Source organism: Bacillus sp. ok061 (genome assembly GCF_900108285.1).
Classification (GTDB): domain Bacteria; phylum Bacillota; class Bacilli; order Bacillales; family Bacillaceae_G; genus Bacillus_A; species Bacillus_A thuringiensis_S.
In genome coordinates this window covers 108739-125862 of the sequence record NZ_FNUW01000012.1, presented here as the reverse complement: position 1 = coordinate 125862, position 17124 = coordinate 108739, and the positions used below count along the sequence as shown (strand labels likewise).

Genomic DNA, 17124 nt, shown 5'->3' with positions numbered 1-17124 from the left:
CGTAGGAATTAAATATTCCTACGTTTTTTGTTTATAACATTTAAATACCTGATTTTTACAAAGGTTAAAGGATCAAATGGAAAATTTTTAATTTATCCTACATAAGCAGAATCGTTTCTGTAATTCTACTTAATAGAATACTCCCCTGTATAGCATCATTATTGAGTCCTGATTCCATGAGATTGAAGTTAAGATATATTGAAAAGATCTTATTGAGATTTATTGTCAATTTCTCATGAGTTTTCAGTTTATTCGGAAATTTAGCGGTTTTAATTTTACAGTTTAGTGAAATAGTGGGTTTGAAGATAATATAAAGTGTCTGCAGGACATTAGTTATGGGTATAAGATGAAAATATTGTATGTGCATAGCGAAACATAACGGAAGGATAAACAGTACTGTAGCATATGGAACTTATTTGGTCTGTCTTAGGAGTCGTACAATGCATAATTGTAAGTCAGCAATCCTAGAAATAAGTTTGGCTTCGGTAGGAACCGTTCCACTAACGATGTTCATACTCAATATTTTCTTAAAACGTTTGAAGGAATTTAGTTTATGTATATAACTTTATGAAGAATATTAAATCTGTAGCATATGTAATTCCTCTGAAATGGATTCACGTATAGATCCTCATCTAAATTAAAAAATTTCACATATAATTTCATTTATGTTTAAAGTTCAAAAGCTCACCATAGATGATTTATAGAGAATGCAATTATAAATGCAAGAAAATCTAATTTAAAATTGAAAATTCGTTCTATTTTGGTTAGATATGGAATAAATGAATTTTATTTCTCAATATTCACTGTATGTCACTTTTTTGTTTTTTTCTATATGATATTGGAAAAAGTATGCTTAATTTTATAACATAGATCCCCTACAAAATTATTACTCTACAAATTAATTTCTTAAAGAAAACTTCTTGTGAATATGTTACTAACTACATAAAGTGTAATATTAACAGAATTATTACCAAAGTATTAGGTTTTTAGAATAAAAATGATTGCTCAAAATATCATTGAAATCCAGGAATAGAAATCGTAATTAAAATTTTTTGTTTTCTGTCAGGTATGTAAATCACTTTAGCTACTTTATGGGTAATTTCATGTGTTTTTTCTTTTGCTTAAGTTTATGAAATAGGAGTATTAGCTCTAAGTATTGTAGCTAAGAGTATGTAAAGCATAGAAAATCCGAATTAAACAAAATAGGAGGAAAGTGAAAATGAAGCATCAAGATGATAGTAAAACTGGTTTGGAAATAGCGATTATTGGAATGGCAGGTAAATTTCCAGGTGCAAATGAAATAAACCAATTCTGGGATAACCTAAAAAATGGTGTTGATTCAATTTCTACATTTACTGAAGATGAGTTAATTAAAGAAGGTGTTAATTTAGATGTTTTACAACATCCTAATTTTGTGAAAGCAAAAGGGTATTTGGAGGAAGTAGAATATTTTGATGAATCCTTTTTTGCTTATACACCTAGAGAAGCGAAAATAATGGATCCCCAAATCCGTATGTTACAGGAAACAACATGGGAAGCATTAGAGATGGCAGGTTATAATCCATTTGATTATGAAGGATTAATAGGGTTATACGTAGGAGCATCTACTAATTTTAATTGGATGAAGCACACGCCATTATTAAACAGTGATAGTGTGGTTGAGTTTTCAGAGGCAGGTACTCTTTCCTATAAAGATGCAATTTCAACGCTTACATCCTATAAGCTGGGACTTAAGGGACCGAGTTTTACATTATATACAGCATGCTCTACATCTCTTTTGAGCATTCATCTTGCATGTAGATCATTGTTAACTGGAGAATGCTCTATTGCAGCTGCAGGTGGAGTATCTATAACGTATCCTAAAAAGAATGGTTATAAATACCATGAAGGAATGACAAGTTCACCGGATGGCAAAGTACGTACTTTTGATGCAGAAGCCCAGGGTGCAGTTTTTAGTGATGGTGTAGGTATGGTAATACTAAAGAGATTAGAAGATGCGATTGCTGATGGGGATACAATCTATGGTGTAATTAAGGGATCAGCAGCAAATAATGATGGTGGTCGAAAAGTAGGCTATACTGCTCCGAGTGTTGAGGGACAGGCTGAAGTAATTCAAGCAGCTCATAGTTTTGCTGAAGTTGATCCTTCTACAATTAGTTATATAGAAACGCATGGGACGGCAACGCCATTAGGGGATTCTATCGAAGTAGAGGCTCTAAAGAGAGCGTTTCAAGATGTGGACAAGAAATCTTTTTGTGCAATTGGTTCTGTTAAGAGTAATGTAGGTCATTTAGATACAGCTGCAGGGGTGACCGGACTTATAAAGACAGTTTTATCTATGAAACATAAACAACTCCCGCCAACTTTAAATGTGAAGCGCCCTAACTCGAAAATTGATTTTATAGATAGCCCATTTTATATCAATACTGATTTGGTAAATTGGCAAAGTGATGATAATGATCTTCTTCGAGCTGGTGTAAGTGCTTTCGGATATGGTGGAACTAACGTTCATATTGTATTAGAAGAAGCCCCTAAAGTTAAAAGTTCTGCTTCTACTAGAGAGAAAAAACTAATGGTTCTTTCTGCTAGATCAAAAGAAGCTTTAAATAATGCTACAGTAAATATGGTTCAATATCTGGAATCTAATAAAGATGTTGAATTAGCAGATGTAGCATACACATTGCAAACTGGCCGTCGACCATTTCCGTATAGAAGAGCGGTCTTATGTAAGGATATAGATAGCGCCATAGACAATTTAAAAACAGTTAAAGATTTTCACGTAAAAACGCAAGAAAATCCAGATTTGGTATTTGTGTTACCTAGCGAATACTCATCAATTATTGAGAATGTAAAAGAACTATACCAAAAGGAACCATTATTCTTAAAAGTATTTGAGCGTAATATGACTAATGCCCAAATGTATACTGGAAAAGCATTGAAAGAAGCATTCTTTAAAGGAACAGATGATAGCTTGGTTGAAGATTTAACCTTCTTCGTCTGCTTGCAATCGATTATTGATGTATTAATTGAATGTGATGTACGTCCTTCTAACATTATTGGTACAGGCTTAGCTGGAATGGTTTCAGATATTTATAATAAATCTCTTAAGTCAGAAGATGTCCTGAATCCATTAGTTGAAAACTATACAGAGTTACAGGCAGAATGGGCGCATGGAGAAAAAGTAGAACTTCTAACACAAGTTAAGGATGTAGATCTTAATTCTGTGATTGTACATATTGGAGAGTTATTAAATTCTGAAATTAATAATAATCAGATTATTTTGCAAGGCGACTTGTTAGAGGTATTGGGACAAGCGTGGGAGTTAGGCGTAGAAATTAATTGGAGTAAACTGTATGAAGAGGAATATAGATTACGTATTGCCTTACCAACATATCCTTTTGAGAAAAAGAGATATTGGATAGATCCAGCTGAACAGCAAAATATAACTAATAATGAAGAAACATCGATAAAGAAACGTTCTAATATAGCTGAGTGGTTCTATACTCCAGGGTGGATGGAAAAAGAAATTGTAGATGTAACTAAAGGATCTACTAAAAGTTGGTTGTTATTTTTAGACAATGAGCATATAGGCTTAGCTCTTAAAGAAAAACTTGGAAGAGATGGACATCGTGTTATAACAGTCGGTGTGGGTCCTTCATATAAAAAGATTAGTTTAAATGAATTTACAATATGCCCTACTGAACAAGAAGATTATTATCAGTTATTTAATGAGCTACAAAAACAAGAGTGTTTACCAGAGGAGATTCTTCACCTATGGAATGTCGATAATAAGGATTTAGGTATCGAGACCTTAGATACTGGATTCTATTCATTAATATCACTTGCAAAGACAATTAGTAATTTTAATTTACTTTATCCTATCAATATAAATGTTATGACGAATAATATGCAAAAGGTAGTAGGAGACGAGTCTATTATTGCAGAAAAATCTACTCTTTTGGCTCCTATAAAAGTATTTCCGCAAGAGTATCCAAATATTAGATGCCGTAGTGTAGATTTTACGTTGTCTGATAATGAAGAAGCATTAATATCAAACTTATATTCTGAGATTCAAACGGACATTATTGACACTGTAATAGCAATTCGAAATAATACTCGTTACATTCGAATTTATGAGCCTATACCTGATGAAAAAGTAAGTGAAATGCTAGTAATAAATGAAAATGAATTAGCTTCAAAAATTCCGAATATTCGATCGGAAGGGGTTTATTTAATTACTGGTGGAATGGGAGGAGTGGGCCTTAAATTAGCAGAATATTTGGCGCGTACAGTAAAGGCTAAACTAATATTAGTTAGTAGAACAGCTCTTCCTGATCGTAAAGAATGGGATCAAATTCTTCAATCACAGATTGAAAATGAACAATTATGTCAACGTATTAACCATATTCAGAAGTTGGAGTCATTGGGAGCAAAAGTAATGACAGCTGTTGCAGATGTAGCTGATGAAGAGCAGATGAGAAACGTGATTCATCAGGCCGAGGCTAATTTTGGTCACATAAATGGGGTAATTCATGCTGCAGGTGTCTTACGTGTTAAATCAGCTCAGTGTCCAATGGAAAAGATAAGTAGGATTGAATGTGAAGAGCAATTTCTTCCTAAAGTACATGGTGTGCTAGTTCTTGATAAGTTATTGAGTAATTATGATCTTGATTTTTGTTATCTTGTTTCATCACTTTCACCTATTTTGGGTGGATTAGGTTTTGTAGCCTATTCAGCAGCAAACCTTTACTTAGATAGTTTTTCAGACAAAGTGAGTAATACATCTAATAATCGATGGACCAGTATTAACTGGGGAGATTGGCAGTATACGGGAGCTCAACAGGTTAATAAAATATTCAATGCTCAAAGTATAGAAGCACTTGAAATGACATCTGAGGAAGGACAAAAAACATTCCAATGTGTGCTTGGTTTAAGTGGTTTAAATCAGGTAATTATTTCTTCAGGAGATTTAAATAAACGTTTTGATCAATGGATTAATCTGAATTCTCGTAAACGAATTTCTGAATTGGAAACTCAAACGAAAACGGGAGATAAGTTCAGAAATCAAGATGAAGTAGAGGAAATAATTATAGGAATTTGGAAAGAGTTTTACAGTGTTGATACTGTAAATGTAAATGAAAATTTCTTTGATCTTGGTGCAACTTCACTTCATATAATTCAAATTCATGAGAGATTAATTAATAGATTAGAAAAACAGATTTCAATTGGAGTTATGTTTGAGTATCCAAGTATTCGTTCTTTAGCGAGATACTTAAGTGGAGATAAGCAAAAGAATCAAATTAAACATACAAAACGTTTTAATCGAAAAACGAAAGAAGATAACGATATTGCAATTATAGGAATAGATGGACGTTTTCCTGGAGCACAGAATGTAAATGAATTCTGGAAAAATATAAAGTCTGGAACAGAGTCTATTCAATTTTTTACAGATGAAGAGTTAATTGAATCTGGTGTGAATCCTATGGAAGTAAAAAGCCCTAATTATGTTAAAGCGAAAGGGTATTTAGAGGGAACTGATAATTTTGATGCTCCATTCTTTGATTATACACCTCAAGATGCATCATTAATGGATCCGCAACTACGAGTATTTCATGAATGTGCGTGGTCTGCCCTTGAACATGCTGGATATAATATTGAGACATACCCGGGCCTAATTGGTGTATATAGTGGCGCATCTCCTAACTTATATTGGCAAGTGTTATCTACTCTTTCAGAGGCAAATGAACCAGCTGGACAATTTTTAATTTCATTACTTAACGACAAAGACTCGCTAAGCACTCAAATTTCTTACAAATTTAACCTAAAAGGACCAAGTATGAATATCTTTACGGGATGTTCAACATCATTGGTGGCTATTCATAATGCATGCCAAGCATTATTACAGGGGCATTGTGATATTGCTATAGCTGGAGGAATTACATTAACTCAACCTGAAAAAGCAGGTTATACCTACCAAGAAGGAATGCTATTTTCTTCAGATGGTCATTGTCGTCCTTTTGATGAAAATGCAAATGGAATGCTTTTTGGAGACGGTGTTGGGATTGTTGTTCTGAAGCCTTTACAGGAAGCTATAAATGATGGGGATACTATACATGCAGTAATAAAAGGAACGGCGATTAATAATGATGGGAATCGGAAAATTGGTTACACTGCACCTAGTGTAGAGGGCCAAGTAGAAGTTATTAAAATGGCGCAACATGAAGCAAATGTAGAACCTGAGTCCATTTCCTATATTGAAACACACGGAACTGCTACTAAACTAGGAGATACCATTGAGATCAAGGCGCTTAGTGAAGTGTTTAACTCTAATGAAAAACAATCTGTACCAATTGGATCTGTTAAAGCAAATGTGGGCCATCTAAATGCAGCGTCCGGTGTTGCTGGACTAATTAAAACGGTCTTTGCGATGAAAGATCAGGTTCTTCCGCCAAGTGTGAATTTTACAAAACCAAACACGCAAATTGGATTTGAAAACACGCCGTTTTATGTAAATCAACAATTAAATGAGTGGAAAGAGGATAATAAACCATTACGTGCAGGTGTTAGTTCATTTGGTATTGGTGGTACAAATGCACATATTATTTTGGAGGAGGCACCAAAACTTGAAGCAACCTCAAATAGTAGACCATACCAGATGTTAATGATTTCGGCAAAATCGAAAGATGCTTTGGATCGTATGACTTTGAATTTAGGAAATCACCTTGAACAGAATCCTCATGTGAATTTGGCAGACGCTAGTTATACATTGCAAATTGGACGTAAGGAATTCAAGCATAGGAGAGCTTTAGTTTGCTCCAGTACCCAAGAGGGAATTGAACAATTAAACCAGCCAGAAGGAAGAAGAGTACAATATGCAAATGTAAAAGAGGAACATCCTAAAATTAACTTCCTGTTTTCTGGGAACGGATCGCAATATGTAAACATGGGGTTAGAATTATACGAACAAGAGGCAATTTTCCGTGAAGCTATGGATGAATGCTTTGCAATCCTTCAATCTGTTACGAATGTAAACATGAAAGAAGTGTTATACCCAACTACTTTCAGTATTGATGAGGCAACGGAAAAATTGAAAAGAATGGAATTTAGTCAACCAATTCTTTTCGCGTTTGAATACTCAGTTGCGAAACTATTAATGGGTTGGGGAATTAAACCTGAAGCAATGATTGGATATTCATTTGGCGAATATGTGGCTGCTTGTTTAGCAGAAGTATTTACTTTGGAAGATGCATTTAAATTAGTTGTAAAAAGAGGTCAGCTAATGAGTAGTCTTCCTGCAGGGGTAATGCTTAGTGTTCCGCTTCCAGAAGAGGAATTAATTCATTTAATTAATTCTTTTGAAAAAGAATATCAACATACCATTTCTTTAGCGGTAGTTAATGGTCCAGCTTGTATAGTTTCTGGGACAGAAGAAGCAATTGTAGATTTTGAAAATGAATTAAAGAAAAAGCGTTTAATGTGTATGCGAGTAACAATAGAAGGAGCAGCACATTCACACGAACTGGATTCAATTCTGGACGAGTATGCTTCCTATGTTAGTACATTGACACTTAGAGAACCTAAAATACCTTATTTGTCAAACTTGACTGGTACTTGGATACGACCTGAAGAAGCAACAAACCCAGTTTATTGGGTAAAACATATGCGTGGAACTGTTCGATTCTCTGATGGAATTCAAGAGTTGAATAGCGACAATACAAGTCTATTCATAGAGATTGGTCCTGGAAATGACCTTAGTAGGCTTACTAGTCGCCTTTTAGACTATGAAAATGGTAATGAAAGAATATTTAATACGGTTCGATCTGTTCAACAAGATGTATCAGATATGTATTTCTTATTTAGTCACATCGCTCGAATGTGGGTAACAGGTATTTCTATAGATTGGGAACAATTTTATAAAGATGAGAAGAGAAGACGTATCCCATTACCAATGTATTCTTTCAATAAAATATCTTATAAATTACAAGGTAATCCGTATGATTTAGGTCAAAAGCTTAATAGTAAGCAATCTAAAATTAGTAAGAATAACAACATTTCTGAATGGTTCTATACACCGCAATGGAAAAGTTCTACATTGTTTGAACCAAATCATGATGTGAATGAGACATGGATTGTTTTTGTAGATCAAGAAGGATTAGGTAATGAACTAGTTAAGGACTTATTAAATAAAGGGGAGAGAGTAGTTACAGTAGAACCTGGCTTTGCTTTTAATAAGGAGAATAACGATCGCTTCATTATAAATCCTGAAGAACGTACAGATTACGTTAAGTTATTGGATGAAGTACAAGAAATATGTGGTTTACCTACAAGAATAGTTCATATGTGGGGAATTACGGATGAGGAAAGACAAGCCTCAATTGAATATGTAAATTGTAAACAAAATTTAGGATTCTATTCAATTTTTTACTTAACTCAGGCACTAGGAGACAAGAATATCTCTGATTCAATCTCAATTCGAATTATTACAAATGGTGTTCAACAAGTGATTGGTGATGAAGAATTAATTCCAGAAAAATCAACTGTACTTGGAACGTCATTAGTTGTTCCACAAGAGTATTCTTATCTTTCTTGTTCAAGTGTTGATGTTGTTTTACCTCTAAACAAAGAATGGAAGAGCAGGTTAATAAATCAATTAGTAGAAGAATGTCTTTCAAATACGAATGATAAGATGATTGCTTATCGCGGAAATAAAAGATTTGTTCAAACTTACGAGCCTTTACAACTAGAACAGCCAGCTAAAGAGAAACTGCCTTTACGAAAAAATGGAGTTTACCTTATTACAGGAGGACTCGGAGGTATTGGTACAATTCTTGCGAAACACTTGGCTCAAACTGTACAAGCCAACTTAGTTCTTCTTACACGTACAGGTCTGCCAAATCGTGATGAGTGGGATATGCATTTGAAGGAAAATACGATGTATTCGGACAGAATTCGTAAAGTTTTAGAGATAGAAGAAACGGGATCTAAAGTTTATGTACTTGCTGCTGATGTTACAGATCAATCACAACTATACGAAGCAATTCATAAGGCAGAACAAAAATTTGGAAAGATTAATGGGGTAATTCATGGTGCAGGTATTCTTGGTGGAAAGACTTTTAATTTAATTCAGGAACTTGAAAAAGAGGACTGTGAGGAACAATTTTCTGCAAAAATTTATGGTCTTCTCAATTTAGAAGAGTGCTTACGAAATAAAGATTTAGATTTTTGTGTTCTAATGTCTTCAATTTCAGCGGTCTTAGGTGGATTAGGTTATGTATCATATGCTGCTTCAAATATATACATGGATGTTTTTGCACAATATATAAATCGTTATTCCAACCTGCCTTGGATAAGTGTCAATTGGAGTGATTGGAAATACTGGGAAGATGAAGAAAAAGATATGCAGATAGGTGCAAGTGTACATGAATTATCTATGACACCTGAAGAAGGAGTTCAGGCTTTTAATATAGCACTGTCATGGAAACAAGGGGAAGTACTGATTCATTCTCCAGGAGAACTGCAAGCGCGTATTGATCAATGGGTGTTATTAAATTCTTTCAATGATGAGAAGGAAGAAGAATTAGATTCTACGTTATACCATTCTAGACCACAACTCTTGACTGAATATGTAGCACCTCGTAATGAGGTAGAAGAAAAGCTTTCAAAAATTTGGAGAAATATATTTAAAGTTTCAGAAGTTGGTGTTCATGATGATCTTCTGGAACTAGGTGGAGATTCACTTAAGGCTATTACTATTGTTTCAAAAATTCATAAAGAGTTTAATGTTGAAGTTCCTATTAAAGAACTCTTTACTCTATCAAATATTGAGAAACTAGCAAATTATATTTCAAGGGCAGATAAGAGTGAATTTGATGTTATTGTTCCAGCTGAACCTAAATCTCATTATCAGCTTTCTTCAGCTCAGAAGAGATTTTATGTATTACACCGATTGTATCCAGAAAGTACAGCTTATAATGATACTTCCGTTATTCTTTTAAATGGAAAATTAAACATTGAACGTTTAGAAAAGGCGTTCACTCAATTAATTAAGCGTCATGAGATATTTAGAACTACTATTGAAATGAAAAATGATAAACCGGTACAAATTATTCATGATCATGCTGATTTCCATATTACTCAAATTGAGGGTTTTGAATCTGAAGTGGAACAAATAATTAATGAATTTATTCGCCCATTTAATTTTAATAATGCTCCATATTTCCGTGTAGGGTTAATTAGATTGGAAGAACAAAAACATATTTTAATTATTGATTTACATCATATAGTAACCGATGGAGTTTCCTATGATATTTTCGTTAGAGATCTATTTGCGCTTTACTCAGGAGAGAAATTACCAAACTTAAAAATACAGTATAAGGATTACTCAGAATGGCAGCAGAGTGAAAAAGAAAAAGAAATTGCTCTCAAACATGAACAGTATTGGCTAGATCAATTTAAAGATGGTGTACCTGTCTTGAATATGCCTACTGATTATACAAGACCTGAAATATTAGATCTAAAAGGTAGTAAAATATCCTTTACTATTAATTCAAATGTTACCAAGAAAATTAAGCGTTTATTAGCAAAAGAAGAAACTACATTATATACGCTAATGCTCTCTGTATATAATATTTTGCTAGGTAAATATACTGGCCAAGAGGATGTTGTTATTGGTTCACCAATTACTGGTCGCCCGCATGCGGATTTACAAGATATTATAGGAGTATTTGTAAACATGTTAGGAATAAGGAACTATCCAAGAGCTGAACAAAGGTTTACTCAATTCATATTTGAAGTAAAAGAGCAGGTCTTACAAGCATTTGAACATCAAAAATGTCAATATGAGGACCTGGTTAATCAATTAGGACTTCAGGGCACGTATAATAGGAACCCACTTTTCGATGTTTCATTTGTTATGCAAAATATGGATGCAGATCATATGTTTATCGATGGTTTAGAACTAAGGACATATGATCACGACTTTAAGCGCGCACAAATGGATTTATTGCTAAGAGTGGTTGAATTGGAAGATACAATTGAATTGACTATGGAATATGCAACCTCTTTATATACTAGGGACACGGTTCAAAAGTTATGTGAGCGTTATGTTGAGATTTTTGAACAAATTGTAGATCATCCTGAAATTTTATTAAAAGATATTTCATTTAAACAAGAAATTCAAGAACTGCAACCAGTTAAGGTATCAGTAGATTTTGGGGATTTTAACTTTTAATTGATTATTGTCAGGAGTGAGTAACTATGGTTGAACGAATAGCGAATAAAGATAAAGTAATTGCCGCAAATGAACGAATAAAGGAAAGAGAATTTTGGTTAGAAAACTTATCAGGGGAACTGGCTGACTGCCATTTCCCTTATGATTACCGGACATCAAACAAACAGGTGAATTTATCAAATGTTAGCATAAAACTAAAAGAGGAATTGTCCGAGAAGATTTTAAAGTTAGCAAATGGATCAGATCTTCAATTGCACATGATTCTTACTGCTGGACTTACTTTGCTGTTAAATAAATATACTAGATTGCAAGATATATGCATTGGTACACCTGTTTTAAAACAAGACAGTGATACAAACCTTATTAATACTTTGTTAGTTTTAAGACATGGTCTTGAGGAACATATGACATTTAGACAAATTCTCCAGCATGCTAGTACAGTAATGGTTAATGCTTTAGAACATCAAAATTTCCCATTGGAAAGTTTACAACCGGTTTTGAGTAACTACCTTCCAGAGGGGCGTAATTATCCATTCCGTACTGCAATTTTGCTAGAGGAAATTCAAGATTTAAATTATTTAAGTGAGAGCAATGCTGAGATTATATTCTCTTTCCGTCAAGTAAATGGGTGTATAGAAGGTGATATGTATTTTAATGAGCATCTATACAAAACATCTACTGTTACGCGATTTGTTCATCATTTTATAGACTTGTTAGAGCAAGCTTTACTACAACCGAATACACCGCATATAGAGTTAGATTGGGTTAGTGATAATGACGTAAGAGAGTTAATTACATTTAATCAAACTGAGTTAGATTACCCGCATCATTTAACGGTAATACAGTTATTTGAAGAACAAGTCATGCATAATCTAAATAAGCTTGCTGTTTCTGATGACAAAAGAGAAATAACATACGCTCAATTAAAAGAAAAGGTAGATCTGGTTGCCAGTTCTCTACATAAAAAAGGAATTGGAAAAGGACACATTGTTGGCCTTATGATGGATCGATCAATTGATGCAGTAATTGCATTGCTAGGTATTTTAAAAAGTGGGGCTGCTTATTTACCTATTAACATATATTTGCCGTATAAAAGGATAGAGGCAATGCTAAAAGAATGTAAATCTCCACTTTGTATAGTAAAACCAGAAGTTATTAGTGAAGATTTTACAAGGGAAATCCAGGATTGTAGTATGGTAAGTTTTAATGAGCTACTTGAAACAGAATTGGTTAGTTTCCCTTCAGTAAGTACACCTTACGATTTGGCATATGTTATTTTCACCTCTGGAACTACAGGTAATCCTAAAGGAATTATGGTTGAAAATCGTAGTGTTGTAAATTTAATATTTGGGTTAAAAAATGAAATATATGATAAATATAGTTCTTCTATGCGAATCGGGTTAGTTTCACCTTTTGAGTTTGACGCTTCAGTACAAAACATGTTTGGTGCGCTTCTATTAGGAAATAGTTTATTTATAGTACCTGAGGAAGCAAGAACTGATGGGCAGGAGTTAATTAATTTTTATCAAGAAAAGCAAATAAATATTGCTGATGGAACGCCGATGCATCTTCGATTATTAACTAATTTTATAGATGAAGAGGTAGAATATTCATTTAAACATTTTATTATTGCTGGAGAGGAATTACCACCGAAATTAGCACGGAAGTTCCTTGGTTTATTTAATGAAAACTGCCGACCAAATTTAACAAATGCTTATGGACCTACAGAGACAACTGTAGATTCTACATGTTATCATGTTCCGCACGCTGAGTTAGAATTTATGAATCAATTACCAATAGGAAGACCTCTAGCTAATCAAAAAGTTTATATTATGGGTGATAATCAACAATTACAACCCGTTGGAATTCCTGGGGAATTGTGTATTTCAGGAGAAGGATTAGCAAGAGGTTATTTAAATCAACCTAAGTTAACTATGGAGAAATTTGTTCCTATACAAATCAACAAAGAGGGTTCTTCTATTATAGATGACAAGGTATATCGTACTGGAGATTTGGCACGCTGGTTACCAGATGGAAATCTTGAATATTTAGGCCGTATGGATGATCAAGTCAAAATTCGTGGATTACGAATTGAATTGGGAGAAATAGAAAAGCAACTATTACGATATCCTGAAATTGGTGAAGCTATTGTAATTACACGTAAAAAAGAGGGAGAAGATGCTCCGGTTTTATGTGCATATGTTGTTATGAATTCTTCAGCTAAAGTAGAAGAGGTACGCCAATTCCTTAGAGAGTATTTACCTTTTTATATGATTCCTGCATACATCATCCCGATTGAGCAGTTTCCAATCTCATCAAACGGTAAAATAGATCGGAAAGCTCTTCCAGATCCAATTTGGGAGCAATCCACAGCTTTATTTATTGAACCACGTAATGAAATTGAACAAATGCTCTCTGAGATATGGAAAGTAGTACTTGGAATAGAGAAAATAGGTGTGAATGATAACTTTTTCGAATTAGGAGGTAATTCATTACAAATTACTTCTGTTGTTTCACACATATATAAACGTTTAGGTGTAGATGTACCTATACGTGAAATGTTTCAAAGGCCTACAATTATGCTATTAGCGGAGTATATAGAGAAATATGAAGGGAAGAAAAATTATTCTCAAATTGAGATCGTACCTGATAGAGAATTTTATCAAACTTCTTCTTCACAAAAAAGATTATATATATTAAACCGCTTTGCTGGAATAGGAACTGCCTACAATATACCAGGTGCAATGTTAATAGAAGGTGAGTTTGATTTTATAAAGGCAGAACAATGTGTCAAAGAATTAGTAGAACGTCATGAATCATTAAGAACTTCATTCCAATTTATTAAAGGTGAACCAGTTCAATTTATTCATGATAGTTTAGATATTAGAATTGAACATTTATATAAATCTGATAGATCAACAATTGAAGAGCTAATACAGGAATTTGTTCGTCCTTTTCAGTTAGATAGGGCTCCACTTATGCGCGTCGGTTTAATGAAATTAGAATTCAATCAATATCTGTTACTATTTGATCTTCATCACATAATAGCAGATGGAGTATCTTTAGCGAAGTTAGAAAAAGAGTTTATAGATTTATATTCAGGCAAAGCCTTAGAGCCTATTAAAATACAATACAAAGATTATGCCAATTGGCAAACCAACCGTTTACATGATGAAGGGCTGAAAGAAATTGAAGAGTATTGGGTAGAGAAGTTTAAAGGTGAGTTACCAATTCTTATGTTCCCAACCGATAAGCCACGTGGGCTAAATCAAACTTTTGAAGGTGATAGATTAGTATTCCATTTAACACCTGAACTTTCTAATAAATTAAAATCCTTTGCGGATGAAAGAGAAGCTACTTTATATATGGTACTTCTTTCGTCACTAAATATAGTATTGCATGTGTATACGCAACAGGAAGATATTATAGTAGGTTCTCCAATTGCAGGAAGAATTCATCATGATCTTGAGCCTATCATAGGTATGTTTGTAAATACTCTACCTATGAGAAATCATCCTAAAGCGGAAAAGACGATAATTCAATTCTTAAATGAAGTAAAAGAAAATGCGCTAGAAGCATTTCAATATCAAGAATACCCATTTGATGAGTTAGTAAATAAGTTAGACATGGCTTATCATACTAATCGAAATCCTGTATTTGATGTCATGTTAGTAATGCAGAATATCGGAAGAACATCAGAAAAAATAAAAGATATTACATTTAAATCATACGAAATTAAGCATCAAGCTTCAAAGGTAGATATGAGTATAGAAGTATTTCCGGAAGAAGAGGGTCTGCGATTAGAATTGGAATACGCGACAGGACTATATTATCCGCAAACTATAGAGCGGTTTATGATGCATTTTATAAATACGCTAGAGTGGATGGTAGCTAATCCTGAAGCGAAAATTGAAGACGTTAATGTTTTAAGTAAAAGTGAATCCACAAGGATGTTAAATGAACTTAATAATACAAAATTAGATTTTACTCAGGGTAAATTAGTTCATCAATTTTTTGAGGATCAGGTTGAAAATAAACCAGAAGAAATCGCAGTTATTTCAAATGATATACCGTACAGTTATTCGTATATCAATAATCGAGCAAATCAGCTTGCTCGTATTCTTAGACAAAAAGGTGTAGATCAGGAAACTAAAATTGGTATCGTTGTGGAAAGATCCGTAGAAATGATTATAGCTATATTTGCTGCGCTAAAATCTGGAGCTGCATATGTACCAATTGATCCTGAATATCCAAAGCGTCGAATGGAACATATTTTAGAGGATTGTAATCCTCAATTTGTACTTACAGAATCTAAATACGTAGGTGAAATTCCATTTGTAGGAGAGATTATTGATTTAAAGCAAGAAAATTTGTACGTTGGTGATACAAGCAACCTGGAAGTTACTGGAAAGCCAAATAACTTAGCTTATATTTTATACACCTCCGGTTCTACAGGTAGACCAAAAGGAGTCATGATTGAACATTGTAGTATTGTGAATTTCTTATTTTCAATGTCTCATTTATATCCTATGGATGAATCAGATACGTATTTACTAAAGACACCTTATATATTTGATGTATCTGTTCTAGAGTTGTTTGGGTGGACCATAGTAGGTAGTAAATTAGTAATAATGGACAATGGGGAACATCGAAACCCAAGAGCAATTTTAAGAACTATAGATAAATATGATGTGAAATTATTAAATTTTGTACCGTCTATGTTTAGAGCTTTCGTAAATACACTTAATAATGAAAATTGCCAGGTTTTAAATAAAGTGAAGTATATATTACTTGCGGGTGAAGCTTTGACACATGAGGTGGTTAATAAGTTTAAAAAGCATCGACTATCGACTCAAATAGAAAATATGTATGGTCCTACTGAGGCGACAGTTATCGCAAGTACGTTTTCACTTCAAGAAAGTGAAAACTATAATACTATTCCTATTGGAAAGCCTATTCCGAATGTAAGGCTTTATATACTTAATCAAAAACAGAGACTTCAGCCTATTGGCGCGGTAGGAGAGCTGTATATTGCGGGAGAAGGGCTTGCAAGAGGATATGTAAATCAAATGAGATTAACTGAAGAAAAGTTTTTACCAGACCCATTTGTAAAAGGGGAGAAAATGTACAGGACAGGAGATCTTTCACGCTGGTTACCTGATGGGAATATAGAATTCCTCGGTAGAAATGATGAACAATTAAAAATTAGAGGATATCGAATTGAGCCAGGGGAAATTTTAGATGCTTTATCTTCACATCATGCAATTAAAGAAGCAGTGATAGTAGACATTCAAGATGAAGATGGGCAGAAAAAACTTGTAGCTTATTTCGTAGCAAAATCACCTGTATCCATTTCTGATTTGAAATTGCATCTTGCGAAATTAGTTCCGAGTTATATGATACCTACTTTCTTTGTTGAAGTTGAAAACATACCATTAACACCAAGTGGAAAGGTTGATCGACATTCCTTACCTTCACCTAGATCTTTACCTAAGAATGAGGAGGAGAGTATGATGTCTCCTAGTAATGAGTTAGAATCTCGTTTGGTTGAAATATGGAAAAGTATATTGAAGATTGAAGCTGTCGGTGTAGAGGATGATTTCTTTGACTTAGGAGGAAATTCTCTACTAGCTATTGAGCTTGATCTTGCTTTAGAAAACGAGAATCTTAATACGGACGACTTAGTTGCATATACAAAACGCAATATTAAACAACTAGCTGCTTATATAGCAGAAAAGAAAAATAATTAGTATTACTTCATATTGTAAACACGACTTTTAAGAGTTTAAATTTACACTTGCTATACTGTGGGATTAAAGGAGCTTTCCCTCTTAGCTTTCTGGAATGTTAGTGTTTATTCTGGTGACTATGAGTTAGGGAATTCTCCTCCCTAT

The 17124-nt window shown here is 33.7% G+C and carries 2 protein-coding genes; both read left to right on the top strand.

Features of this window, described 5'->3' with window-relative positions:
- The first annotated feature begins 1219 nt into the window (after window positions 1-1219).
- The gene (locus C4S65_RS17345; RefSeq protein WP_103945340.1) at window positions 1220-11230 is read left to right on the top strand and encodes a type I polyketide synthase; all 10011 of its coding nucleotides are present in this window, start codon (window positions 1220-1222) and stop codon (window positions 11228-11230) included.
- A gap of 26 nt (window positions 11231-11256) precedes the next feature.
- A complete protein-coding gene (locus C4S65_RS17340) occupies window positions 11257-16980 on the top strand; it encodes a non-ribosomal peptide synthetase (RefSeq protein ID WP_103945339.1) in 5724 nt (1907 codons plus the stop codon).
- The last annotated feature ends 144 nt before the right edge of the window (window positions 16981-17124 follow it).